Origin of the sequence: Methylobacterium gnaphalii, from assembly GCF_007992215.1 — a bacterium.
GTDB classification, from domain to species: Bacteria; Pseudomonadota; Alphaproteobacteria; order Rhizobiales; family Beijerinckiaceae; genus Methylobacterium; species Methylobacterium gnaphalii.
The window spans coordinates 67,282-90,083 of the sequence record NZ_BJZV01000019.1 but is presented as its reverse complement, the minus strand read 5'-3'; the positions used below and the strand labels follow the sequence as shown (position 1 = coordinate 90,083).

General features: G+C 65.6%; 20 protein-coding genes, 1 pseudogene and 1 riboswitch. Of the genes and pseudogenes, 10 read left to right on the top strand and 11 right to left on the bottom strand.

Translation table 11 applies throughout. From position 1 onward, the window contains the following. Window positions 1-270: 270 nt before the first annotated feature. Window positions 271-1,416, top strand: coding sequence for a branched-chain amino acid ABC transporter substrate-binding protein (locus MGN01_RS16655; protein WP_147047936.1), 1,146 nt, complete (start codon window positions 271-273; stop codon window positions 1,414-1,416). Window positions 1,417-1,422: 6 nt separating this feature from the next. On the opposite strand, the gene MGN01_RS16650 is transcribed toward MGN01_RS16655, so the two are convergent. Next, complete coding sequence (locus tag MGN01_RS16650; RefSeq protein ID WP_147047935.1) at window positions 1,423-1,995, bottom strand: tyrosine phosphatase family protein; 573 nt, start codon at window positions 1,993-1,995, stop codon at window positions 1,423-1,425. A gap of 105 nt (window positions 1,996-2,100) precedes the next feature. Between MGN01_RS16650 and MGN01_RS16645 the strand changes: the two genes are divergently transcribed. The 5 genes from MGN01_RS16645 (at window position 2,101) to MGN01_RS16625 (ending at window position 7,539) form a co-directional block, all read left to right on the top strand. Next, window positions 2,101-3,198, top strand: coding sequence for a TRAP transporter substrate-binding protein (locus MGN01_RS16645; protein ID WP_147047954.1), 1,098 nt, complete (start codon window positions 2,101-2,103; stop codon window positions 3,196-3,198). Window positions 3,199-3,603: 405 nt separating this feature from the next. Continuing rightward, window positions 3,604-4,992, top strand: a complete 1,389-nt coding sequence (locus tag MGN01_RS16640) for a deoxyribodipyrimidine photo-lyase (RefSeq protein WP_147047934.1) — start codon at window positions 3,604-3,606, stop codon at window positions 4,990-4,992. Between the two features lie 90 nt (window positions 4,993-5,082). Further along, window positions 5,083-6,459 carry a chloride channel protein gene (locus tag MGN01_RS16635; RefSeq protein WP_147047933.1) on the top strand — a complete coding sequence of 459 codons (1,377 nt, stop codon included), beginning with the start codon at window positions 5,083-5,085 and terminating at the stop codon, window positions 6,457-6,459. Window positions 6,460-6,499: 40 nt separating this feature from the next. After that, window positions 6,500-6,679, top strand: a complete 180-nt coding sequence (locus MGN01_RS16630; RefSeq protein WP_147047932.1) for a DUF1328 domain-containing protein — start codon at window positions 6,500-6,502, stop codon at window positions 6,677-6,679. A gap of 14 nt (window positions 6,680-6,693) precedes the next feature. Further along, the gene (locus MGN01_RS16625) at window positions 6,694-7,539 is read left to right on the top strand and encodes an SDR family oxidoreductase (protein WP_147047931.1); all 846 of its coding nucleotides are present in this window, start codon (window positions 6,694-6,696) and stop codon (window positions 7,537-7,539) included. A 351-nt stretch (window positions 7,540-7,890) separates the two neighbouring features. Here MGN01_RS16625 and MGN01_RS16620 read toward each other — a convergent pair whose 3' ends face one another. From MGN01_RS16620 to MGN01_RS16600, 4 genes are all read right to left on the bottom strand, one after another. Next, complete coding sequence (locus tag MGN01_RS16620; protein WP_147047953.1) at window positions 7,891-8,514, bottom strand: helix-turn-helix domain-containing protein; 624 nt, start codon at window positions 8,512-8,514, stop codon at window positions 7,891-7,893. A gap of 97 nt (window positions 8,515-8,611) precedes the next feature. Beyond that, window positions 8,612-9,427, bottom strand: a complete 816-nt coding sequence (thiD, locus tag MGN01_RS16615; protein WP_147047930.1) for a bifunctional hydroxymethylpyrimidine kinase/phosphomethylpyrimidine kinase — start codon at window positions 9,425-9,427, stop codon at window positions 8,612-8,614. 14 nt (window positions 9,428-9,441) lie between these two features. Then, window positions 9,442-10,146 (bottom strand): thiamine phosphate synthase, encoded by a 705-nt coding sequence (gene thiE, locus MGN01_RS16610; protein WP_147047929.1) that lies wholly within the window; start codon window positions 10,144-10,146, stop codon window positions 9,442-9,444. A gap of 457 nt (window positions 10,147-10,603) precedes the next feature. Then, on the bottom strand, window positions 10,604-10,963 hold the full coding sequence (locus tag MGN01_RS16600; RefSeq protein WP_147047928.1) for an ArsR/SmtB family transcription factor: 360 nt from the start codon (window positions 10,961-10,963) through the stop codon (window positions 10,604-10,606). A 50-nt stretch (window positions 10,964-11,013) separates the two neighbouring features. Here MGN01_RS16600 and arsH point away from each other — a divergent pair. Continuing rightward, a pseudogene (gene arsH, locus MGN01_RS16595) lies at window positions 11,014-11,759 on the top strand (arsenical resistance protein ArsH). Between the two features lie 1,026 nt (window positions 11,760-12,785). Here arsH and MGN01_RS16585 read toward each other — a convergent pair. Further along, complete coding sequence (locus MGN01_RS16585; RefSeq protein WP_147047927.1) at window positions 12,786-13,028, bottom strand: hypothetical protein; 243 nt, start codon at window positions 13,026-13,028, stop codon at window positions 12,786-12,788. A gap of 177 nt (window positions 13,029-13,205) precedes the next feature. Beyond that, window positions 13,206-13,415, bottom strand: a complete 210-nt coding sequence (locus MGN01_RS16580) for a cold-shock protein (RefSeq protein WP_147047926.1) — start codon at window positions 13,413-13,415, stop codon at window positions 13,206-13,208. Window positions 13,416-14,388: 973 nt separating this feature from the next. On the opposite strand from MGN01_RS16580, the gene MGN01_RS16575 reads away from it, so the two are divergent. Both MGN01_RS16575 and MGN01_RS16570 read left to right on the top strand, forming a co-directional pair. Continuing rightward, window positions 14,389-15,123 carry a sulfite exporter TauE/SafE family protein gene (locus tag MGN01_RS16575; protein ID WP_147047925.1) on the top strand — a complete coding sequence of 245 codons (735 nt, stop codon included), beginning with the start codon at window positions 14,389-14,391 and terminating at the stop codon, window positions 15,121-15,123. A 160-nt stretch (window positions 15,124-15,283) separates the two neighbouring features. Then, a riboswitch (cobalamin riboswitch) is annotated at window positions 15,284-15,483 on the top strand. Window positions 15,484-15,697: 214 nt separating this feature from the next. Continuing rightward, on the top strand, window positions 15,698-17,725 hold the full coding sequence (locus tag MGN01_RS16570) for a TonB-dependent receptor (RefSeq protein ID WP_373319200.1): 2,028 nt from the start codon (window positions 15,698-15,700) through the stop codon (window positions 17,723-17,725). Window positions 17,726-18,471: 746 nt separating this feature from the next. On the opposite strand, the gene MGN01_RS16565 is transcribed toward MGN01_RS16570, so the two are convergent. Together MGN01_RS16565 and MGN01_RS16560 are read right to left on the bottom strand one after the other, a co-directional pair. Further along, window positions 18,472-18,672: a hypothetical protein gene (locus MGN01_RS16565; RefSeq protein ID WP_147047924.1), complete on the bottom strand. Its 201-nt coding sequence runs from the start codon at window positions 18,670-18,672 to the stop codon at window positions 18,472-18,474. 12 nt (window positions 18,673-18,684) lie between these two features. Beyond that, window positions 18,685-18,921, bottom strand: a complete 237-nt coding sequence (locus MGN01_RS16560; protein ID WP_238258243.1) for a hypothetical protein — start codon at window positions 18,919-18,921, stop codon at window positions 18,685-18,687. Between the two features lie 765 nt (window positions 18,922-19,686). Here MGN01_RS16560 and MGN01_RS16555 point away from each other — a divergent pair. Beyond that, window positions 19,687-20,730: an NUDIX hydrolase gene (locus MGN01_RS16555; RefSeq protein ID WP_238258245.1), complete on the top strand. Its 1,044-nt coding sequence runs from the start codon at window positions 19,687-19,689 to the stop codon at window positions 20,728-20,730. A gap of 7 nt (window positions 20,731-20,737) precedes the next feature. On the opposite strand, the gene MGN01_RS16550 is transcribed toward MGN01_RS16555, so the two are convergent. Both MGN01_RS16550 and argC read right to left on the bottom strand, forming a co-directional pair. Then, on the bottom strand, window positions 20,738-21,247 hold the full coding sequence (locus MGN01_RS16550) for a Ros/MucR family transcriptional regulator (protein ID WP_147047923.1): 510 nt from the start codon (window positions 21,245-21,247) through the stop codon (window positions 20,738-20,740). Between the two features lie 443 nt (window positions 21,248-21,690). Next, window positions 21,691-22,641, bottom strand: a complete 951-nt coding sequence (gene argC / locus MGN01_RS16545) for an N-acetyl-gamma-glutamyl-phosphate reductase (RefSeq protein ID WP_147047922.1) — start codon at window positions 22,639-22,641, stop codon at window positions 21,691-21,693. Window positions 22,642-22,802: the final 161 nt, after the last annotated feature.

The window sequence follows — 22,802 nt, the reverse complement described above, 5'->3', positions numbered from 1 at the left end:
CCGGTCCAGCTCGTATGGACTGGTCCGATCCGACTGCGTCAGGGCGGCGGCGGCTCCTTTGTGACCTAGCGTTCCAGTCACCACGCGAAATCCGGTTCGCACGCTCGTCTTCGTAGCCTTTTGCGTCTTGCCAAGGACGCCGCTTGCATCATTGCATTGCGGCATGCATGCACTCGCGGGCTTTCGCCGTCACGCCCTCATCCTCGACTGCCGTGCGTTGGCCCGGAGGCCGGGTTTGGCTGACAGAACAAGAGCGCTAGAAGGGGCGGGATGACGATCGGACGCCTTCTCTATCCCGGCGCGCGCCTTGCCGGCTTCCTGCCGCGGGTGCTCCTCGGATCCGTCCTTCTCGCAACCGCCGCCTGCCCTGCTCTCGCGGACGTGGTGGTCGGCGTCGCGGTGCCGCGCTCTGGCCCCTACGTCGCGATCGGCGAGCAGGTCCTGCGCGGCGTCCAGGCCGCGACCCGGGACGCCAACGCCAAAGGTGGCCTCGACGGCGAGCAGATCGTCCTCGACGTCCAGGACGATGCCTGCGATTCGAATCAGGCGACAGCGGTGGCCAACCACTACGTCCAGGCCAATGTTCGCCTCGTTGTCGGCCACGTCTGCTCGAACGCCTCGCTGACCGCCTCCGACATCTACGCCGCCAACGGCATTGTGATGATCACCGCGGCCTCCGTCGCGGCGAAGCTGACCGATCGCGGCCTGCCGACGATCTTCCGTGTTTGCGGGCGCGACGACGACCAGGCGAAGCTTTCGGCAGCCGTGCTCGCCGAGCGGTTTCGCGACCGCAAGATCGCGATCCTCTACGACCCCTCCCCACCTTCGCGCGCGCTGGCCGCGGCCACCAAGGACAACCTCAACCGCATCGGCGTCAACGAGGCCCTGTTCGCCGCCTTCCAGCCAGGCGACCTCGACAACGCAGCTTTGGCCGACCGGCTGAAGGGCATGGGAATCGACGTCGTCTATTATGGCGGCGGCGCCCAGGAGATGGGCCGCCTGGTGAAGATCTCGGCCGATCGCGGGTTCAAGCCGCAATGGTTCGGTACCTCGTCGATCGCCACACCGGAATTCGGCAAGATCGCCGGCTCGGCGAGCAACGGCGTGCTGATGACCTTCTACCTCGATCCGAGCCGCAAGCCGGACGCGCAGGCCGTGGTCACCAGGCTGAAAGCGGAGGGAGCGGAGCCGGACGGCTCTCTCGTCTACGGCTACGCGGCTCTGCAGGCGCTGGTGGAGGCCGGCAATTTCGGCCACAGCACCGATCCGCGGGCCATCGCCAAGGCGTTGCATACCGAACGCTTTGACCTCGTCCTCGGCCCCGTCGGCTTCGACGCCAAAGGCGACGTCACTGCTCAGGGCTACGTGCTTTACGTCTGGCGCGACGGCAACTTCAATTACGCCAAAACGAACTGAACCGACTCAAGGCCGGATAGCTGCTTCGACCTCGGCGGCCCGGTTGAGGTCACGCATCAGTGCATCGAGGCCTGGGTTCCTGGCGAGTTGGCGTCCGTGCAGGCGGCGCACGGCCTTGACGAGCGTGCCGCCGCGGCCGAGCGCTTCGTCGGCGAAGCCGATCATCCGGGCATTCGGCCAGGCTCCGTCCCGCTGCGCGTACAGCCGGTCGATCAGTTCGTCGGCCGGTGTCTCCGGCTCGGCCTGCGCGAACAGCGTGGCGAGAGCCGCCGTCGAGCGCGACAGGCCGAGATGGCAATGAACAAGGATGTGGGTCTCGCCGGCCTCGGCCGAGACAGACCGTCCGAAATCGAGGATTGCCTCGACGTCGCGAGGTTCCGGCAGCACGAGGCTGGGTCCCGGTGCGATGGCATCGTGGAAGCGCAGCACCGTGCGGCGGTGCGTACCGTAGCCGCCGAAATCCGGATCGGGCCAGCCGGGATCGAGAATCGACAATACATGCGTAACGCCGCGGGCGCCGTGGCCCGGCAGCTCCTCGAGGCCGCAGACGGTGTGAAGGGTGACGCGCGTGGGTTCCACGACCCGCTGCTATCACGGGGACGGTAGCAGAGCGAACGCGGCACGACTTCGCACCGTGGAATGTGTATGCCGCGGCAAGCCGAGATCGGAGACGAGCGAGCCAAGATGCCGAACACGCTGCCGCGACGAACACTCCTCTCTGCGGGCCTAGCAACGGCCGCCACGCCCTTGGCCGCGCCTGCCCTCGCCGAGGCCGCGCCCGAGCTGACCTGGCGGCTCGGATCGGGCTTTCCGAAATCCCTCGACACTCTGTTCGGCGCCTCCGAGAGCTTCACCCGGATCGTCAGCGAGGCGACCGACGGCCGCTTCAAGATCCAGCCCGCGGCAGCCGGCGAGATCATGCCGAACGACGGCCTGCTCGACGCGGTCGGGTCGGGCAAGGTCGAGATCGCGCACGCGTCGTCCACGCTCGGCATCGCCCAGGATCCGGTCTTCGCACTGGCATCGGTGACGCCCTTCGGCCTCAATGCGCGCGGGCAGAGCGCCTGGTGGCTTCAGGGTGGTGCGAGCGATCTGTTTACCGAAATCTTCGCCCGGCACGGACTCGTTGCCGTGCCGGGCGGCAATACCGGTGCGCAGATGGGCGGCTGGTTCCGCAAGGAGATCAAGACGACGGCCGACCTGCAAGGGCTGAAGTTCCGCATCACCGGACTCGGCGGCCAGGTTCTCGCCAAACTGGGCGTCTCGCCCCAGGGAATGGCAGGCCCGGATCTCTACGGCGCGCTCGAAGCGAAGACGCTCGATGCAGCCGAGTGGATCAGCCCACACGACGACGAGAAGCTCGGCCTGCAGAAGGTTGCGCCGGTTTACCACTTCCCCGGCTTCTGGGAAGGCGGCGTGATGATGCTGTTCTGGTTCAATGCCGAGAAATGGAAGGCACTGCCGAAGAATTACAGAGCCATTCTACAGGCGGCCGCGGCCCAGGTCGGTGCCGAGGTTCAGGCGAAGTACGACGCGCACAACCCGCAGGCCCTGCGCCGGCTCGTCGCCGGGGGTGCGCAACTGCGCCCGTTCCCGCAGGACGTGATGGAAGCGGCCCTGAAGGCGGCCAATGACCTCTACGGCGAGCTCTCGGCCAAGAGCGCCGACTTCAAGCGCGTCTACGAGGCGATGAAAACCTTCCGGAACGAGGAGTATCTCTGGTTCCAGGTCGCTGAGTACACTTATGACAACTTCATGATCCGCGCCCGCGCACGCGGCTGACACGACAAAAAAAAGCCGCCCGTGAGAGCGGCCCGTAGTCTAGGGAGGAAACGCCCAAGGAGGGCAGCAGGACCGAAACGCCATCGATCCCGCGACGCACAATCTGATCCTTCGACGACAAAATGCAAGGCCGCCGCGTTGGGTGGCGCAACGCTCGACGTGCCGAACCGCACATTGCTCGAACGATGTTACCGAAATGTCTCAGGGTTGGATCGTGCCGATCATCAATGATCGAGAACGGACCACAAGTAGATTGACGCGTAAACCCCTGTAAATTCAGATATTCCTAATCATCTTGAGCTCCCGTACTGGTAACCCGCACGGTTGAAGGTTCGGCAACCAGCAGGGTCGTGGCGCAGCGCCTCCCGCGATGCCACCGACTGCAATGGAGATTTTTGATTCGGCATGGCAATCCAGGCGATGCGTCTCAAGGCTCTGAACGACGTCGAGCCGCGTGAGGGCGGCTCCTACGTCCTCTACCTGCTCCAGCAAGCCAATCGCGCCGACTTCAATCCGGCCCTCGAATTCGCGATTGAGGAAGCCAATCGGCTTCGCTGTCCTGTAGTCGTCTGTTTCGGCCTGCTCGACGGCGAGAGCGGCTTTCCCGAGGCCAATGCTCGGCACTACGCCTTCCTGCTGCAAGGGCTCGCCGATTGCCGGCAGCGGCTGGCCGCGCGCGGCATCGGCTTCGTCATGCGCAAGGCCTCACCCGCTCGGATCGCCATCGATCTTGCGAGAGATGCAAAGCTGCTGGTGCTCGACCGAGGCTACCTGGCGATCCAGAAGCGCTGGTACGGCGAGATCGTCGACGGGGTCGAGACCCGCATCGTGCAGGTCGAGGGCGACGTGGTGGTTCCCGTCGAGACGGCCTCGACCAAGCATGAATTCGCCGCGCGCACCCTACGCCCGAAGCTGCATAGGCTCTGGGACGAGTATCTGAAGCCGCTGCAGGCCCGCACGGTGAAGTATAAGGCCGACGGCGTGAGGCTTGCGAGCGAGATCGACGTCTCAGATCCCGATGCGGTGCTTGCCGGCCTGAGCCTCGATACAACGGTCGCCCCTGTGCGGCGCTTCGTCGGCGGGCATACGGAGGCGACCCGGCGGCTGAAGGCCTATCTCGCCGGATCCTTCTTGGGCTACGGGACCGACCGCAACAGGCCCGAGGCGGATGCCGCCTCGCACATGAGCCCTTACCTGCATTTCGGGCAGATCTCGCCGGTCGAGATCGCACTGGCCGTGCGGGCCGTCGAATCTGCCAGCCGCGAGGATCGCCAGAGCTACCTCGAAGAGCTGATCGTGCGGCGCGAGCTCGCCATGAACCACGTGTTCTACACGGACGGATACGACCGCTACGAGACCGCCCTGCCCGACTGGGCGAAGAAGACCCTGGCAGAGCAGGCGGGGGACCGTCGCCCCCACCTATACAGCGAGGCCGAGCTCGCCGAGGGCATGACTCATGATGCATATTGGAATGCAGCGATGCGCGAGATGCGCGAGACCGGCTACATGCACAACCACCTGCGCATGTACTGGGGCAAGAAAATCCTCGAATGGTCGCCCTCCCCCGAGGAGGCCTTCGCGCGTACCCTGCGCCTCAATAACCGTTATTTCCTCGACGGGCGCGACCCGAACTCCTTTACCAACGTGGCCTGGGTCTTCGGCCTGCATGACCGCCCCTGGCAGAAGCGACCGGTCTTCGGCACCGTGCGTTACCAGAGTGAAAACTCGCTCAGGAAGTTCGACGCCAACGCTTATGTGAAGGCGGTGGAGACGCTTTGCGCCGCGGAAGGCTGAACCGGCCCAGAACTGGCTTAAGAGGATCCTGTCGGGAAGGCGGAGGCCTCGCACCCGCTCTCCCCTCCTATCCCGAGCCGGCCCGAGACCATGCACCTTCGACCCCAGCAGATCAGACGCACCATGCTGCGTCTGCGCGGCGCCTCCCTCGATGGCTGGGAGACTTGGCGGCGCAGGCTGTTGTTCCTGTCGGGCGGCCTCTGCGTGGGCCTCGCCGCCGTAGTGATGGCGAAGCTCGCCGACGCAGCGCAAGCGCTGTTCAAGCAGGGGCTCGCGCTCTCGCCCTGGTTCGCGCTTGCAGCCACGCCGGCCGCTTTCGCGCTCGCGGCCCATCTCGCCCGCACGGTGTTTCCGAACTCGCAGGGCTCGGGCATTCCTCAGGTGATCGCCGCGCGTGCCATCGGCGAGGCGCGGGCTCAGCGCGCCCTGGTCTCGCTCAAGGTTGCCTTCGGGAAGGTCGTAGTGATGACACTGGGGCTGCTCGGCGGCGCCTCGGTGGGACGCGAGGGGCCAACAGTTCAGGTCGGTGCCGCGATCCTCGCTGCCTTCGGGCGATTCTCGCCGACGCGGGTGCGGGGCCTTTTGCTCGCTGGCGGCGCTGCTGGCGTCGCAGCCGCCTTCAACACGCCGCTCGCCGGCATCGTCTTCGGTATTGAGGAGCTCGGCCGCGCCTATGACCGCAAGGCGAGTGGATTGATCGTCGCCGCGATCATCGCCGCCGGCCTGACCTCGCTCGCGATCCTTGGCGACTACACCTATTTCGGCACGACTTCGGCCACCCTGCCCTTCTCTGCAAACTGGCTCGCCGTGCCCCTGCTAGGCGCGATCGGCGGTCTCGCGGGCGGCCTGTTCAGCCGCATCGTCATCCTGTTCGGCATGGGGCTGCCGGGTCGGGTGGGGGCTTGGATCGCCCTCCATCCCGTCCTGTTCGCGCTGTCCTGCGGGCTCTGCGTTGCCATCTGCGGCCTCCTCTCGGGAGGGACAGTCTACGGCACGGGCTACGAGGAGGCGCGGGCAATTCTTCATGGCAGGGAGGCCATCGACTGGGGCTTCGCGCCACTGAAGTTCGCAGCCACGGTCTTCTCCTCGATCAGTGCGATCCCTGGGGGCCTGTTCGCGCCCTCGCTCGCGGTCGGCGCGGGCCTCGGAGCCGAGGCCAAGCTGCTCTTCGCCGAGGCGCCCATCGGCGCCCTCGTGCTGATCGGGATGGTCTCCTACCTCACCGGCGTGCTGCAGGCGCCGATCACCTCCTTCGTTATCGTCACCGAGATGACTCAGGACCACGCCATGATGATCCCGCTGATGATCGCAGCGATCATCGCCGACGCAGTCTCGAAACTCGTGTGCAAGGAGGGGATCTACCACGCGCTGGCCGCAGCACTCGTTGCCAGGGCGGAGCCGTTCCACCAGGACTCGGCTACGGATGCGGCGCTGGCAACGGAACGCGGTACCGCCAAGCCGGGTTGATGCACCGCTGTTCGCTATCTCGTAACCTGGAGTGCACCCGATGAAGCTGCTGCGATGGGCCCTGATCGCCTTCGTGATCTCGATCATCGCCGGAGGTCTCGGCTTTACCGGTATCGCCTCCGGCGCGCGGTCGATCTCGAAGATCCTGTTCGGCGTCTTCCTCGCGATCGCCATCGTGATCGTGCTGATCGCCGTGCTGATCGGTAAGGCGGTTTTCTGAGCACCACCGCTTCTATGCGGAGCAGGATCTGTCTCGTCACCGGTGCATCCTCGGGCATCGGTGCCGAGACGGCGCTCGGGCTGTCCCGCGCCGGCGCCCGCGTCGGCATAGTCGGCCGGAACCACGAGCGTGTCCGTGCAGCCGCCGACCGTATCCACGCGGAGACGGGTGGCAAGGTCGATGTCTTCGTCGCCGATCTATCCGCGCAGGCCGAGATCCGGCGTCTGGCGGCGGAGGTGCTCGCGCTCTATCCGCGCCTCGATGTCCTGGTGAACAATGCCGGCGCGATTTTTGATACGCGGTCACTGACCGCCGATGGACTTGAGCGCACCTGGGCGCTCGACCATCTCGCCTATATGCAGCTCAGCCTCGCGCTGCTCGAGCGTCTGAAGGCCAGCGCGCCGGCCCGCATCGTCAACCTGTCCTCGGCCGCTCATACGCGCGGCCGGATTGCCCTCGACGACTTGAACAGCGAGCGTTCCTTCGGCGGCATGAAGGCCTATTCTCAGGCCAAGCTCGGCAACCTGCTCTTCACCTATGCCCTCTCCCGCCGTCTCGAAGGAAGTGGCGTCACCGTGAACGCCGTGCATCCCGGCGTGGTAGCCAGCGGCTTTACCAAAAATCTCAACGGGGCGCTCGGCCTCTTCTGGAGCCTGATCCGTCCCTTTCTGATCTCGACCGAGCGCGGCGCCAGAACCTCGCTCCACGTCGCGACGGCGCCAGGACTCGACCGCGTCTCCGGCCGCTACTTCGCCAGAAGCCGTGAGACGGCCTCGTCGCAGCGAAGCCGTGATTGCGCTCTTCAGGAGCAGGTCTGGGCGGCGAGCCTGGAGCAGCTCGGTCTGGCTGAGGTGGTTTGACGGTTCTTCGTATCGGCTCGTAGCGGCCGATCAGGCAGAGCGCGTCCCAGAGTTCGAAGACTAAGGCGCCGACGATCGCCTAGCGCGCGTCGGCACCTCGTCTTTGGTGTCAGTATCCGTCGCAACGATGGAGGCCCTGCGTGCGGCCGAATCGAACACCACGGCTCGGTAGCCGGCGATCAAGCCCTCCAAACCATCGGAAGCAACCTCGACAGGTTCATGCGTCATATCCGGTCTGGTTCGGAGCGGGAGAGCGCCAACTTCGGTCGCCAGCGCAAATCCTCGTCGTCGTCGAGGTCTAACATTGGCAAATTGTATGATTTCTACAATCAACCCCCGCAGTGGAGCGGGCTACTCCATGACAGCCGCCTTCATGATCACCACCATGGTGGCGCGTCCAGGCTCGGATCCGACGCAGCGCACCACGTGTGGACGGTCGCAGCGGTAGCGCAGCGTCTCTCCTGCGCGGGCGCGCTGGATCTCACCCGAGACATCGACCTCGAAGGCACCCTCAATCACCGAGAGCGACTCTACCGAGCCACGCTGATGCGGGTCAGAATCGAGTATGCCGCCGGGATCAGCGGTAACGTCGTACCATTGCAGCCACTCGACCGTCTTGATCCAGCCGATGATGGCGAGCCGTACCTTACCGTCCTCCGAGAGTAGGATCGGCGTATCGGCCCGCGAGGTCTTCTCGATGAAGGGCTCTTCGTCGGAGGTGGCGAGCACGCGCTCGATCGAGACGTCGAGAGCCTGCGACAGGCGCCAGATCGTGGCGAGCGTCGGGTTAGTCTCGTTGCGCTCAATCTGGCTGATGATCGACTTCGCGACACCAGACTGCTCGGCGAGCTCCGAGAGCGAGAGGTTGTAGGCCTTGCGCAGCCGGTGGATGGTCTTGCCGAGCTGGCCCGAGAGCACCTGCGCACCGAGATCTCTCGCTCGCGCCCGTTCCAGGCCTGTCGCCGTATCCTGCATGGTCTCCGTCCACCGCGCCGCCATCCGGTAATCCGAACGAGCGTTTGCTCCATCAAACGCAAAGCGGGGGCGGACGCAACCCGGGATGGGGGTGCGATTATTGCCAGAGGGCGTGGAAATGGTGCACGGGTCCATGTCCCCGTCCGACCGAAACACGGTCGGCCGCCCTGATCGCGGCCGTGATGAAGGCCTTTGCGCGCGCGGACGCCTCGGCGAGCTCAAGCCGGCAGGCGAGCCCGGCCGCAACGGCCGCCGACAGGGTACAGCCGGTGCCGTGGCTGTTGGTCGAGGCGATGCGCGGCGAGGCGAGGCGGCGCAGGGTCCCGTCGGCGCCGATGAGATGGTCGACGCTCTCGTTGCCCTCGGCATGTCCGCCCTTGATCAGGACGGCACGCGCGCCGAGCGCGAGGATCTCTCGTGCCTGGGCGACGGCCTCGTTCTCCGTGCGGGCCACCTCCGTCCGGCCGAGCAGCGTCGCGGCTTCCGGCAGGTTGGGTGTAATCACCGTGGCGAGCGGCATCAGCTCGTCGCGAAGCGCCGTCACCGCCTCCTCCGAGATCAGCCGGTCGCCGCTGGTGGCGACCATCACGGGATCGAGGACGACGGGGAGCCCGGCAGCGTGACGCCGCAGCCCCTCCGCCACAGCGCGGATGGTGGCGGGCTGCGAGAGCATGCCGATCTTCACCGCACCGACGGCGAGATCGGACATCACCGAGTCGATCTGCGCCGCGACGAAGTCCGGCGGGACATCGTGGATCGCCTGCACGCCGGTGGTGTTCTGCGCGGTGATCGCGGTGATCACGCTGGCACCATAGACGCGCAGGGCCGCGAAGGTCTTGAGGTCGGCCTGGATGCCGGCTCCCCCACTCGAATCCGAACCGGCGATGGTGAGCGCGATCGGGGTGGTGGCCATCGGCGAAGGTCTCCTCAATTCTTGTGCTCGCGCGCCATCAGCACCGCATCGATGCGCTCGCGCAAGTCGCGGGCCCTCTCCTGGGTGGCGTCATCCTTGAAAAGGGCCGAGATCAGCGCCACGCCGTCGGCACCGGCCGCGATCACCTCGGCGACGTTGCCCGCGTCGATCCCGGCAATGGCGCCGAGCGGCAGGCTCTGTCCGCGGGCGAGGCGGCCGCGCACGACGAGGCGCTGCAGCCCGTCGAGGCCCACCGGCGCGTCGGGATTGTCCTTGCTCGTCGTGGCGAAGACGCCGCCGATACAGGCATAATCCACCGGCAGCCGGTAGAGTTCGTCGGCCTGGGCCCCGGTCTTGACCGTGAGCCCGATGATGGCGCCAGCGCCGAGCAGGCGGCGCGCCTCGTTCGGGTGCAGGTCGCCCTGGCCGAGATGCACGCCCTCGGCCTCCGCCGCGAGCGCCAGGTCGACCCGGTCGTTGACGAGCACCGGCACCCGGCCCTCCACCGCGGCGCGGATCGCGCGGATGCGGGCGAGCGCGGCGCGGGCGCTGTCCATGTCCTTGTCGCGGTACTGCAGCAGCGTGCAGCCGCCGGCGACGGCCTCCGAGGCCAGCTCCGCGAGCCGCTCGGCATCGCCGCCGAGCACGCCCACGTCGAGGAGGCCGTAGAGCCTCAGGTCGACCGGGTTCTGCGCGCCGACGCCTGCGCGCTCGATCATGACGTTCCTCCGCAGCGGATGGCCGGCCGGCGACACTTCATCGACAAATCCGTTCGTTCTTCCGGTCCAACTCTGCCGGATGCGACCGAATGGATGCTCGTCCCACCCGTCCCAGGCCGTCCCAAGGCCCTCATAGGGGCTCAGAGGGCTTCGGAGAAGTGTCCTACGGTTCCCCGGCGAAAGGCAGGACGCGAGGCGGGCGAAGCGCTGGCCTGCCGTCCGCCCGGCCGCCGCGGCAGGGGCGCATCGATGCCTCGATCACATAGGATCCGATCCAGCCGGTGCACAGGTGCACGGCGGAACGCCGACAGCCAGGATCCCGAGCCCGAGAGCAACCGGAGACATGGCTACGCTCGGGGTCCAGAAACGAGAACGCCGGCCCCCCGCATTGCGGATCGTCACCAGGGTGTTGGGGGAGGTTCCGCAGGCCGGGTTGTGGTCCATGACGTCGACCGCCTCAGGCATGGACGCTGTCTCCAGGTGGGCGGTTGCAGGCGGAAAGGGCAGCGACCGCCGGGGCACAGACCTCGGGCCGGCCCTGGCAGCAGTCGCGCATCAGGAAGGCGATGAGGTCGGACAGGCCCTCGTAGGCGGCACTGTAGATGACCGACTTGCCCTCGCGCCGGGACTGGATCAGCCCGGCATGGGACAGCTCTTTCAGGTGGAAGGTCAGGTTCGTCGCCGACACACCGATCTCGGTCGCGAGCAGGCCGGCAGCGAGGCCATTCGGCCCAGCCACGACGAGGGCACGGACCACCCGGAGCCTGGTCTCCTGCCCGAGGGCGACGAAGGCTGCGACCGCTTGCCGTTCGTCCATGGCCAGTCCATTGATTCAATGATTGTTGAAACGTTGAAAAAGCACGCGCCGTGGACAAGCCCCATCAGCCTTTCGCCGACGGCCTCCCGAACCTCAGCGAGGCGCATTTCGAGGTGCCGACGAGCGAGCGCGTCCACGCAACAACGCCCTTCACCTACGCACCGCGCTTCCTGATCCTCTACGGGTCCCTGCGCGAGCGGTCGTTCAGCCGCTTCCTGGCCTACGAGGCGGCTCGGCTGCTGGAGGCGATGGGCGGCGAGGTCCGCATCTACGATGCCCACGGCCTGCCGCTGCCGGACGATGCCACGGCCGACCATCCGAAGGTCCAGGAGTTACGGTCCTTGTCGATCTGGTCCGAGGGACAGGTCTGGGTCAGCCCTGAGCGGCACGGCAACTGACCGGCGTCATGAAGAGCCAGATCGACTGGCTCCCTCTCAGCGAGGGCTCGGTCCGCCCGACGCAGGGTAGGACGCTCGCGGTGATGCAGGTGTCCGGCGGATCGCAGAGCTTCAACGCCGTGAACGCCCTCCGCGTCCTCGGACGCTGGATGCGGATGATCACGGTTCCGAACCAATCTTCGGTGCCGATGGCCTACAAGGAGTTCGACGAAGCCGGCCGGATGAAGCCGGGCCCGCTCTACGAGCGCGTCGTCGACGTCTGCGAGGAACTGATGAAGTTCACCCTGCTCACCCGCGAGCGGGCCGAGTATCTCGTCGATCGCTACAGCGAGCGGAAGGAGCGCGAGCCCGATCGCCTGAAGGCGGTCGCGGCCGATATCGGCTTCGTGAAGCGCTAGACGGGTCGGCTCGCCTTCGTTCTCGAAAGCGGCCATTCCTCAAACGACCCAACGCAGTCGTACACGCCCGGCCTCGCGATTCCCGAAAGCGGACGGTCGTCGTGACGACCTCGCGGTCTTTTACCTCGGCCTTTGTGCTAGGCACGGTGGGTATCCGGATATCTCTTCGCCGCTGCCATCGCTCTCGTCGCCGCGCTCTACTCTGCCGTGGGACAGGCAGGCGGCACCAGCGCATCGGCGTAGCCGAGCCTTAACCTCCAGGCTGCAGACTCTTCCTCATGGCCTCGGTTTCTCTCCGCGTGAGGGTGCCTGATGGCGTCTCGCAGATGATCTGCGCGGGCGGGCTCCGGGTAGACCAGCGACGCCGCAGAGCCGAACGCGGTCCAGACTGGAAGCGAGCCTTCTCGAACGAACATCTCGATGGCTTCGATCGCCTCCCAACGCTCGAACGCGTCAAGCCCATACGCTGCCCGGCAGACAATGCGAGCCCGGAGGAACGGGTCTTCAGACGTGGGAGCAGTCTCCAACGAGAACATCACTCCGGAACGATCCGGCCGCAATTCATCTGGAAGCGCCTCGACCTTGCGCCACAAGCAGTGCCACTTCGCGCACGCTGCTGGACGATCCTTATAAACACCGCATGCGGCACCCGTGTTGTGCTCACATAAGGTACCGGCAGGTTTGGCAAGCGTTTTGATTTCGAGAACCAGGCAGCACACTGTACATGCGCCACAGGTTCTCTCACCGGGAAGTGATCGCACGGCTCAGTCGAGCTCTAATCTGCTGCTTTGTCGCGGGTGTTGTCATCCTCTCTTTACCAGAGGTTTCCTCGTCAGATCGTTGTCGGCAGCATCCCTCGCGAGCCGTGCTGCCTTTAGCCGTGCACTCTTCTCGTCCAAGAAGCTGGGCGCTGCCTCCTGACTGATTTCCTGCAATGCAGGGGCCTGCGTTTTCGCAAACTCAGCGTCGGCCCGCTTCCACTCCTTGCTGCGATTTTCGTTCATTATCCGCCTCCAAAGGCCGCCTTCAGACGAGATTGCGCTTTCGCTTCGCTCTAGCCTTCGGCACCAAAGCCGCCTGAGCGGTAGCTGCTTTCTCCGCAGCTTCTTTCGCGAGGCGCAGGGACTTCAGGCGAAATGTCTTCTCGTCACGTGCCCGAAGCTTCTCGTCATGTTGCGTCCAGGCGTCGACGCTCTCTTGGGCCCACCGTTTCTTTCGGTCTGCCAAGGGCTCTAGGAGGACTGGAACATACCCTGCAAAATCGGCCATGGTAGCCTCCTGCTTAGCGCGGAAAAGATTTGGATGCCGCCGCATTATGCTCGTGCGCCGACAATACCAATCCGTGCGCTCTGTGTTGGGTTATGGCCCCGGTTGAGCAGGGCGAAAAACAGGTGAAGCCGCCCCAGAGGGGCGGCTTCAAACTCGTCAGTTGATGACGAGCAGGCCTCAAGCGGCCTGAAGGCTGCCGGCAGATTGCTTCCCAGAGCGGCGGTCAGTTTCCATTTCGTAGGAGACCTTCTGCCCTTCAATCAGGTTGCGCATTCCAGCTCGCTCGACAGCAGAGATGTGAACGAACACATCGTTGCCGCCGTCTTCGGGCTGGATGAAGCCGAAGCCTTTGGTGTCGTTGAACCACTTTACGGTACCGATGCTCATTGGAAATCCTTTATCTTCGTAGTCGATGTCGTTCGCGGGGCGCCCTATTGCGCTCGCCGCTCAACCGAGGGCGTCTAAGACGATCTTGCGCAGCTCGTCGCGGGATAGGCCACAAGAGTGAGGCTTCCAAGTAGATTGAGCTGTCGCGAGCGTCGAAGCGGCTTGCGGGCATAGCGCTGCCGTCGCTAGCTTTGTTTCAGAGATAATAGGCATGTTAATCCGCGCGCAGCTCCGGGCGAACCGTGAAACGGCGCTTATGTTTAGGATCGTCGTTTGCCAGAGCAAACAACATGGCGCTGCAACGAATGCAGCGATCAAATTTTGATTTTAACCAGGAAACCGGACTCGGCGCTCGATAAGGAGCAGGAGAGCAGGCCGAGGACATCTAATCCGATGAAAATGTTATATCGGAAGAATGCGGCAATCGCAAGGGACAACTGAGCGGATCTGGAATTTATCGATGCCCTTGCTGCTATAACTATGCCCGCTCAACCGGAATATTGCGATGCATATCCATGCCGTAGAAGGCATATGTGGATCGTTTCCCAGAATGCCGCCAAGTAGTGCCTGTGCAGCCGCTCGAAGATATGCGCCCCATCCTGGGTAGGCCCCGGAGTGGCGTGAGCCGGGACTGAAGCGCGCTGGATGGAAAGGCCACGCACACCGGCACGCCTCTGGGTAGGCGTGCTGCCCGAAGCACCAGAGCGAGAATGTCAGGTTGATCAGGCGTCCAATATCGGATCATCCGCCTGTTCGGTGCAGCCGAACTCGTCCAGGCCATCCGAGCCTGAGCTGGGGCACCACGCTGCGATCCATCTGCAGCCGATCGGGGCAGACGACAGAGCTCAACGCGTTTTGAAACAGCCTCGACCCAACCCAGTCGTGCACGAGCGGCTGCGTCACTCCCGAAAGCGGATGGTCGTCGCGACGACCTCGCGGTCTTTTACCTCGGCCTTTGTGCTAGGCACGGCGGGTGTCCGGATATCTCTTCGCTGCTGCCATCGCTCTCGTCGCCGCGCTCTACTCTGCCGTGGGACAGGCAGGGGGCACCGGCTACGTCGCGTTGATGAGCCTTGCCGGATTCGCACCGGCGATCATGAAGCCTTCTGCGCTGGCCCTGAACATCCTGGTGTCGGCGATCGGGACCGCGCGCTTTGCGAAGGCTGGGATGCTCACGTGGCGAAGCTGCTACCCTTTCGCGGTCCTGGGCGCCCCATTTTCCGTTTTCGGAGGGGCGACGCATCTCGATCCGTCGCTGTATCGGCCGGTCGTTGGTGTGCTGATGATGGCAGCGGCCGTGCCGACGCTGCGCGGCCGTTATCGCCCTGACGACCCGATCCCTCATGATCCACCCTTCCTGCCCGCCCTTATCACTGGGGCTGGAATCGGCTTTGCGTCCGGTGTGACCGGGGTCGGAGGAGGAATCTTCCTGGCCCCACTGATCCTCGCGATGCGTTGGGTCCAGGTCCGTCAGGCAGCGGCAATCTCGGTCGTCTTTAACCTCCTGAACTCCTGCGCCGCCCTGATGGGATCATGGGCCACACTGAGCCTTCTTCCGTCGGAGCTGCCGATGTGGCTCCTTGCCGTCGCAGCAGGCGGCTTCGCCGGCTCATGGCTCGCGGTCCAGCATCTGCCAGTGCTCATACTGCGTTGGCTTCTCACTGCCCTGCTCGTCGTTGCAGGACTACGAATGCTCATCGCCGCCTAGTGCCCTGCCTCCGCTGAGGCCCGAACACCGGCAGATGAAGCGCGTGAAACGTCCATTCCTCGAGCCTTGGTCGCAAGGGCCCGTCACTCCGAGGTGTGGCTCTGCCGATACAGGTTCAGGCGAGGCGGCCGCGCACGCGTTGACGCTTGGACGATGCCGCCGCTAGCTAGGCCATGACGGTTCCCCCCGGGGATCAAAAGGGAACGCGGTGAAGGGCTTTGGCTCCGATGCCGCGGCTGCCCCCGCAACTGTAAGCGGCGAGCCTTCCGCCACCTGTGTCACTGGGTTCCTCGACCTGGGAAGACGGATGGAAGGCAGCGACCCGCGAGCCAGGAGACCTGCCGTCAGTCGTGGTCACACGCGAAACGCGTTGGGCGGGGTGCCCCAATGGGTGTCGAGAGGCAGGGCCTGAGCTTTGCATTGAGACTCTTCGCGGTGACGTGCCACTGCCGTTGCCGAAGGTCCGCCGACCGTGTCACGCCGTTCGTTGTCTCGTGCTGCGCTCGCTACCGTAAGTCTCCTTGCGCTCGCACCGGTCGTTTCTGCCGAAGAGGCGCCACTGGACGAGATCTCGGTGTCCGGTGAAGGCGCACGTGCTCCGGCGGCGGCCTCATCCGGACCAGCGGCGAATGCCGGCTTCGTCGGCGGCACGATGGGGATTGGCGGTGCGCTACCGACGGTCGATGCCGCGAGTGCCGGCATCATCACTGGTGCCCAGCTCAACAGCCGTCCGGTCACACGCCCCGGCGAAGTGCTGGAAGCCGTACCGGGGCTGATCATCACTCAGCATTCGGGCGAGGGCAAAGCCAACCAGTTCTTCCTGCGCGGGTTCAACCTCGACCACGGCACCGACATCGCCATTGAGGTCGACGGCATGCCGGTGAACATGCGGACCCACGCCCACGGACAGGGCTATGCCGACCTCAACTTCCTGATTCCCGAGCTGGTCGGCGGTGTCGAGTTCCATAAGGGGCCGTACTTCGCCCGCGACGGGGACTTCGCCTCGGCCGGATCGGTGCGGATCGGCTACCTCGACACGGTCGAGAAGAATATCGCGCTGACCGCGATCGGCAGCTTCGGCTACAAGCGCGCGCTGACGATCGCCTCGTCTCCGTTGGGAGACGGCCACCTGCTCGTGGCCGGCGAGGCGCAGACCTATGACGGGCCCTGGGACGTGCCCGACCGGCTGGGCAAGCTCAACGGCGTCGTCCGCTACAGCCAGGGCACTCAGAACGACGGCTTCTCCGTCACCGGCATGGCCTACTGGGCCAAGTGGAATGCCACCAACCAGATCCCCGAGCGAGCGGTGAACGAAGGCTTGATCGGACGCTTCGGCACGCTCAATCCGACCGATGGCGGCAATACCGGCCGCTTCTCGCTCTCGGGCCGCTGGAGCATGACTGACGAGACCGGGATCACCAAGGCCTCCGCCTACGTGATCCGCTACCAGATGAACCTGTTCAACGACTTCACCTATTTCCTGAACGACCCCGTCAACGGCGACCAGTTCTACCAGCTCGATCAGCGCGTGCTGGGCGGCGGCGAGGTCGCACACATCTTCCAGGGCGACGTCCTCGGCCGGCCGGCGGAGCTGGAGGTCGGTGTCCAGACGCGTACCGACAGCATCCGGGTCGGGCTCTTCAACACCGCCAACCGCCAGTACCTCTCAGGCGTGCTCGACGATCGGGTGCTGGAGTCGAGCGCAGCGTTCTATCTCGACACGCGCGTCAAATGGACGGAGTGGCTGCGTACCAGCATCGGCTTTCGCGCCGATGGCTACTATGCCGACGTCCGCTCGGACACGCCGGCCAATTCCGGCAAGGCGCGCGACGGCATCGTCAATCCGAAACTCGGACTGGTGCTCGGCCCCTGGGCCGACACCGAGCTGTACGTGAACTACGGCGGGGGTTTCCATTCGAACGACGCGCGCGGGGTGACCGCCACCGTCGATCCGACCAGCTCGCTCTTCAACGTCGTCCGCGCGCCTCTTGTCGTCCCCTCCACCGGCTACGAGGTTGGCATCCACAACCGCTCGATCGCCGGGCTGGAAACCAGCCTTGCCTGGTTCCAGCTCGACTTCGCCTCGGAGAACCTGTTCGCGGGCGACTCCGGCACCACCGAGCCCAGCCGGCCGACCCGCCGCATCGGGGTCGAGTGGGCCAACCGCTACGCCGTCACCTCCGCGCTCACGCTGGAAGGCGATCTGACCCTCACCAACGCCCGCTTCACCAATGTCGACCCGGTCGGCAACCGCGTGCCGGAAGCGCCGCAGGTGATCGCCTCTGCCGGCATCACCTACGGCGAGCCGCTGGGATGGTTCGCCAGCCTGCGCTTCCGCTATTTCGGCCCGCGCCCGCTGATGGAGGACAACAGCGTGCGCTCGAAGCCGACCGCGCTGCTCAACGGCCGCGCCGGCTACAACTTCGAGAACGGCATGAGCTTGGCGCTCGACATTCTCAACCTCACGAACGCCAAGGCGGATCAGATCACCTACGCCTACGAGTCCCGGCTGCCCGGCGAACCAGCGGGCGGCGTGTTCGATCGCGCCTTCCACCCGGTCGAGCCAACCGCCGTACGACTGACGCTGGCAGGGCGGTTTTGACCACTCCGGGGTTCTCGAGGCGTTCGTTATTGGGGTCGGCGACAGGTCGAGGTGATCCTATCTCGGGCAGCTTTGATCACTCGTCGATGGCCCGCTTTCCCGTTTCCGAAGCTGGAAGCAGACTGCCCGCTTCCCACCCTGATCGGCCCCGCCACTTTTCGACCGCAGTCCTTCACGCGCAGCCGCTCGGTTCCAGAAAGCGGACGTATGCTCTGCCGTTGCCCTATCAGCAGTGCGCCCCTGTCGGCCGTTCAGTCGACCTCGGCGCCGACGTGGACGTTGCAGCAGCTCAGTCTTAGGTCTGAGTTACGCCTGCCCAAGCAGAGCCAGCTCGGGTTGAACTCGCAGGCTCGACAATGATCGCGTACAGCGCTCTTCTATCTTTGATTCGCTGTGCGCCCCTTGGCAGCCTTCTAACGGAAGGATGCGGGCACATGTCATGAAGGCTCGCAGAAGCCGCCCATCTGAGCACGAACCTCCATCCCCTCTCAGCCGGGGATCACCGAGGACACGCTGGTGACGCATGCGATCCATTACGCCCGCTACCGCATGACCAACACACGTGCTCTACGGGCCGTCATCTTGGCGATTGCCTTAGCCCGTGCCGCGATCGGCGAGGCCGCACGGTTGACCACACTTGGGACCGCAAGCGCTCGCAAGCTCTTGGTCTTACGATCAGACGATCCGCTGTAGCGGCTCTGCGGATGAACGTAAGGTTGACTGGCCCTTTCGTTCATCTCCGCGCCTCAGCAACTGTCGCGCAACAGCGCGGCTGCCTCACGGAGAGCGGCCGATCCTTCGGTGCGCGCTTCCTCCTCGCTGGCCAGCGAGTAGCAGGATTGCCGGAAGACATGGTCGCGGTCGCGGATGATCCAGCGAAAGCGGCTCGGATCATCCTTGCAGGGTTCCACCTGAAGGACAAGGGGAGCCGCAAACTCGGCAGCCATCGTCATCGTCTCCTATGTGGCTGACTGGCCAGCCTCAGTGGCGGACGGGCAATCCGGGAAAGGCTGCCAGTCCGTGAAGGCATCTGTTGGATAGCTGTGCTGGCAGGAGGCGACGTGCCAAGGACGGGCGTCACCGAAGCGCGCCGGGTCCCAGCGGATGACAGCTCGCGTGTCGGGCTCGTGCCGGTTGATGGCAACGATCCACCGGCCGTCCTGCGGGGCCCGGTCCATGGACCGCCAACTGGCCATAACACGCTCCTGCCCTGTCGAGTTCGACCGACAGGAACGCTCAAGAGGCCGAAACTGTTTCGGGTCCTCTCAGGCGCACCGCCTGCTCATGAGGCCCAACTGGGGAGCCGCCCAAGGTTGATATCCTATGGCCCGCGTTGCCACCCTGATCGCCACACCAAAGGGGCTTCGCTGCATGACGCTAACGAACCCATGGCTTCCTCGGCCGGTCCGCACCAGTGCCCGAACGTGACGCAGCTCCATGCCCTCGCTCGGCTGCTCGAGAGTTCCTGCCCTCCGCCGTCTGGCCGGGGCATGCCGGGCCGGAGCGCCGCGATGCAACGGATGAGCGCTGGCCGACTGGCCCAAGGCGCCGCGACGCTATGGGTGCATCAGCCGCAGCTTCTACTGGCTCACGGCGGCCCTCCTTGCTGAGCAATTCGCGGGGCATCGCTATGTCCGCCCCGGTGACAGGCCAAAGGGCCCTTAGCCCACTTCAAGATCGCTGCATGACTGCTCCTGACGTCGAACTTTGCAGGTCGGAGTGTCTGCCGCGCGGCCTCGGCAGCTCAGAGGCGGCCATTCCGCTTTCGGCCATCTCCGGTCGAACGTCGAACGTCCGCATTTCTCAAATCCCTCCCGCAAAGCAGACCAGCTGAAAACCACCCCAACCGGACCCGCACGATCGAATTTCAAAATGCGACACGATCGGCAGCGTTGACGAGGCGGCGGGCGGAGCCGTTATAGCGGGGGGAATTCAAAGCAATCTCGGAAGGAACAGGCGCGATGACGACGGCGGAGCCGATCCGGATCGCCGCCCAGGACGGAGAGGCGCGGCCCGTCACGCCATCCTCCTCGGGCGCGTCGACGGGTGCCTCCTCCGTCGGTCTCGTCGCGGTCATCCTTGCCGCCACCGATGGCGAGCCCCGCGCGCTCACGGTACCCGTCCCGGGCCAGGCCAAGGGCCGCGAGACCGGCCTGCCCTCCGGCCCCCTGGTCTCAGAGCACCCGACGCTGGAGCGCGGCCTGCGTGCCTGGGTGGAGCGGCAGACCCAGCAGCGCCTCGGCTATGTCGAGCAGCTCTACACCTTCGGCGATCGCGACCGGAAGGCGGCCGGACCGGGATCCGACGCCGTCCACCTGCTCTCGGTCGCCTATCTCGCCCTGACCCGCGAGGCGCGGGCCGTCGGCGAGACCGCCCCCGATCTCGAGCCGACCTGGCGCAACTGGTACCGCTTCCTGCCCTGGGAGGATTTTCGCGACGGCCGGCCGCCGGCTTTGGCGGAGATCGAGCCGCGGCTCGCCGCCTGGATCGCCCAGGGATCGGACGCCAAACTGCGGCGCCAGCGCGAGGACCGCGTCGGCCTCAATTTCGCGGGGACCTGGAACGAGGAGCGGGTGCTGGAGCGCTATGAATTGCTGTTCGAGGCCGGGCTGATCCCGGAGGCCAAGGGCCAGGCCGGCGCCGCCATTCCCGCCGACCACCGCGTGACCGGACAGCCGATGGCCCTCGATCACCGCCGCGTGCTGGCCACGGCGATCGGGCGCCTGCGCGGCAAGATCAAGTACCGCCCCGTGGTGTTCGAGCTGATGCCGCCCGCCTTCACGCTGCTGCAGCTCCAGCGCACGGTGGAGGCGCTCTCCGGGATCCGCCTGCATAAGCAGAACTTCCGCCGGCTCGTGGCGCAGCAGGGCCTCGTGGAGGAGACCGACGGCATCACCAGCGGCGCCGCCGGACGGCCGGCGAAGCTGGTGCGCTTCCGCCGCGAGGTACTGCTGGAACGGCCCGCCCCGGGCGTGCGGCTGACGCGGTCGCGCCGGTCCGTCTAGAGCAGGTTCAGCCCTCCTTCTTGCGCGACGCGCGGGGCTTCTTCGGTGCGTCCGCTTCGGCGGCCGATGACGCCGGCGCCGCCTCGGGTGCCGCGACGGCAGCATGCTTGCGGCGCTGCTGTCCGAGCCCGAGGGCGCGGGCCAATTCCGAGCGCTGCTCCGAGTAGCTCGCGGAGGTCATCGGATAGTCGGGGCCGAGGCCCCATTTCGCACGGTACTGCTCCGGCGTGAGCCCGCGCAGCGTCAGGTGGCGGCGCAGGGTCTTGTAGGGTTTTCCATCCTCGAAGCTGATCAGGTGCTCGTGCGTGATCGAGCGCCTGATCTCCTGAGCCGTCGCCCTGGCCGGCGCGGCATCCGCGGCGGGGGCGATGGCCGACACGCTGCAGATGGCCGTATGCACGTCGCTGAGCAGTTTGGCGAGGTCAGCGCTCTGTACATGATTGTTGCTGACATAGGCCGAGACGATATCTGCGGTAAGCGTGACACGTCGTGCCGTTTCGGCGCTGGATTCGCTCATCTCTGACCTGCCATCTGTTGATAGAAAGATCGAGCGGATAGTATGCCTGATAATGTCTACGAGCAAGAACTCGAATTTGTATATTCTGGCGATTTTCTGGGAAAAAAGCGTAACGCCCCGGGAATTCGAAATTCTGATGATTGCAAAACTCGGCTGCTCCGCAATCTAAGGATGACCGTTCGTCAACATGGACTAGATCTGTGCTGAACGAGGCATTGCCGTAAAGCGTAGCTATTGTGCGGTTTGCCGAAACACGCCTGGCTCTACAGCCGATCGTGCAAGGCGATGTCCGATCCGGGTCCGCGCCTGCCACGATCGGCCCGCCTTCAGGCACGGCCAAGCCCTGACGGAACGCGCCGATATCTCGGGCGCTGCGCCATCCACTGATAGCCGGGGCGACGAGGGCCCCAGGTGGCCTCGACGCCGTCTTGCGGAAGACGCGCTCAGTCGAGGTCGAGCATCAGCCCGATATTCTGCACGGCCGCGCCCGAAGCGCCCTTGCCGAGATTGTCGAGCCTGGCGACGAGCACGGCCTGACGATGCTCGTCCGAGCCGAACACCCGGAGCTCGAGCCGATCGGTGTCCTTGAGCCCCTCGGCCTCGATGCGCTCGCGATGCGCGCCCTCGCCCGCGCCGGTCACCACCTCGACGAGGCGCGCACCTTCGTAATGCGCCACCAGAGCCGCCTCGAGATCGACGGCGGAGGGGCGCCCGGGCAGCATGTCGAGGTGGAGGGGGATGCTCACCAGCATGCCCTGCCGGAAGTTGCCGACGGAGGGCACGAAGATCGGCCGGCGCGTCAGCCGCGAATAGGCTTGCGTCTCCGGCAGGTGCTTGTGGCCCAAGCCGAGGCCGTAGAGCAGGAAGGGAGCGCCCTCCCCGGCCTCGTAGCTCTCGATCATCGTGCGCCCGCCGCCGCTATAGCCGCTGACCGCGTTGATGCTGATCGGATGATCGGCGGGGATCAGCCCCGCATCGACGAGCGGCCGCAACAGGCCAATGGCGCCCGTCGGATAGCAGCCGGGATTTGCGACGCGACGCGCGGCGCGGATCACATCCTGCTGGGCTCGGTCGAGCTCCGGGAAGCCGTAGGCCCAGCCGGCGGCGACGCGGTGCGCGGTGCTGGCATCGAGAATGCGCGGTCCACCCTCGGGCAGGCCGTCGGCGAGCGCCACCGTCTCGCGGGCCGCATCGTCGGGCAGGCAGAGCACGACGAGATCGACCTGGCCGAGCAGCGCGCGCTTGGCAGCCACATCCTTGCGGCTCTCATGGGGAATGCTGACGAGCTGAACGCGGCCCTCGCGCTCCAGGCGCTCACGGATGCCGAGCCCGGTGGTGCCAGCCTCGCCGTCGATGAAGACCTTCGGCATCTCGGAAGCGTTCATGGCGGACATCGGGTCCTCTCGTGTCGCGGCGTGCAAGCCTTACGACGTTCGGCAGGCACCTGGAATTTCGGCTTCGCCGAGTCAATGGCGCAGGAAGCATGACAGAGCCGTGACGGCCCGGTCCACGGTGCCAGCCGCCCGCCCCGGAACGGCTCCGGCATCCTCCGGTT

Coding starts and splice junctions, on each gene's coding strand:
- MGN01_RS16655 (WP_147047936.1), top strand. CDS start 271: ATGACGATCGGACGCCTTCTCTATCCCGGCGCGCGCCTTGCCGGCTTC.
- thiD (WP_147047930.1), bottom strand. CDS start 9,427: ATGGCCACCACCCCGATCGCGCTCACCATCGCCGGTTCGGATTCGAGT.
- MGN01_RS16625 (WP_147047931.1), top strand. CDS start 6,694: ATGCGGAGCAGGATCTGTCTCGTCACCGGTGCATCCTCGGGCATCGGT.
- MGN01_RS16600 (WP_147047928.1), bottom strand. CDS start 10,963: ATGGACGAACGGCAAGCGGTCGCAGCCTTCGTCGCCCTCGGGCAGGAG.
- MGN01_RS16565 (WP_147047924.1), bottom strand. CDS start 18,672: ATGGCTGCCGAGTTTGCGGCTCCCCTTGTCCTTCAGGTGGAACCCTGC.
- MGN01_RS16645 (WP_147047954.1), top strand. CDS start 2,101: ATGCCGAACACGCTGCCGCGACGAACACTCCTCTCTGCGGGCCTAGCA.
- argC (WP_147047922.1), bottom strand. CDS start 22,641: ATGTCCGCCATGAACGCTTCCGAGATGCCGAAGGTCTTCATCGACGGC.
- MGN01_RS16640 (WP_147047934.1), top strand. CDS start 3,604: ATGGCAATCCAGGCGATGCGTCTCAAGGCTCTGAACGACGTCGAGCCG.
- MGN01_RS16635 (WP_147047933.1), top strand. CDS start 5,083: ATGCACCTTCGACCCCAGCAGATCAGACGCACCATGCTGCGTCTGCGC.
- MGN01_RS16620 (WP_147047953.1), bottom strand. CDS start 8,514: ATGCAGGATACGGCGACAGGCCTGGAACGGGCGCGAGCGAGAGATCTC.
- MGN01_RS16550 (WP_147047923.1), bottom strand. CDS start 21,247: ATGAGCGAATCCAGCGCCGAAACGGCACGACGTGTCACGCTTACCGCA.
- thiE (WP_147047929.1), bottom strand. CDS start 10,146: ATGATCGAGCGCGCAGGCGTCGGCGCGCAGAACCCGGTCGACCTGAGG.
- MGN01_RS16555 (WP_238258245.1), top strand. CDS start 19,687: ATGACGACGGCGGAGCCGATCCGGATCGCCGCCCAGGACGGAGAGGCG.
- MGN01_RS16580 (WP_147047926.1), bottom strand. CDS start 13,415: ATGAGCATCGGTACCGTAAAGTGGTTCAACGACACCAAAGGCTTCGGC.
- MGN01_RS16585 (WP_147047927.1), bottom strand. CDS start 13,028: ATGGCCGATTTTGCAGGGTATGTTCCAGTCCTCCTAGAGCCCTTGGCA.
- MGN01_RS16560 (WP_238258243.1), bottom strand. CDS start 18,921: ATGGCCAGTTGGCGGTCCATGGACCGGGCCCCGCAGGACGGCCGGTGG.
- MGN01_RS16630 (WP_147047932.1), top strand. CDS start 6,500: ATGAAGCTGCTGCGATGGGCCCTGATCGCCTTCGTGATCTCGATCATC.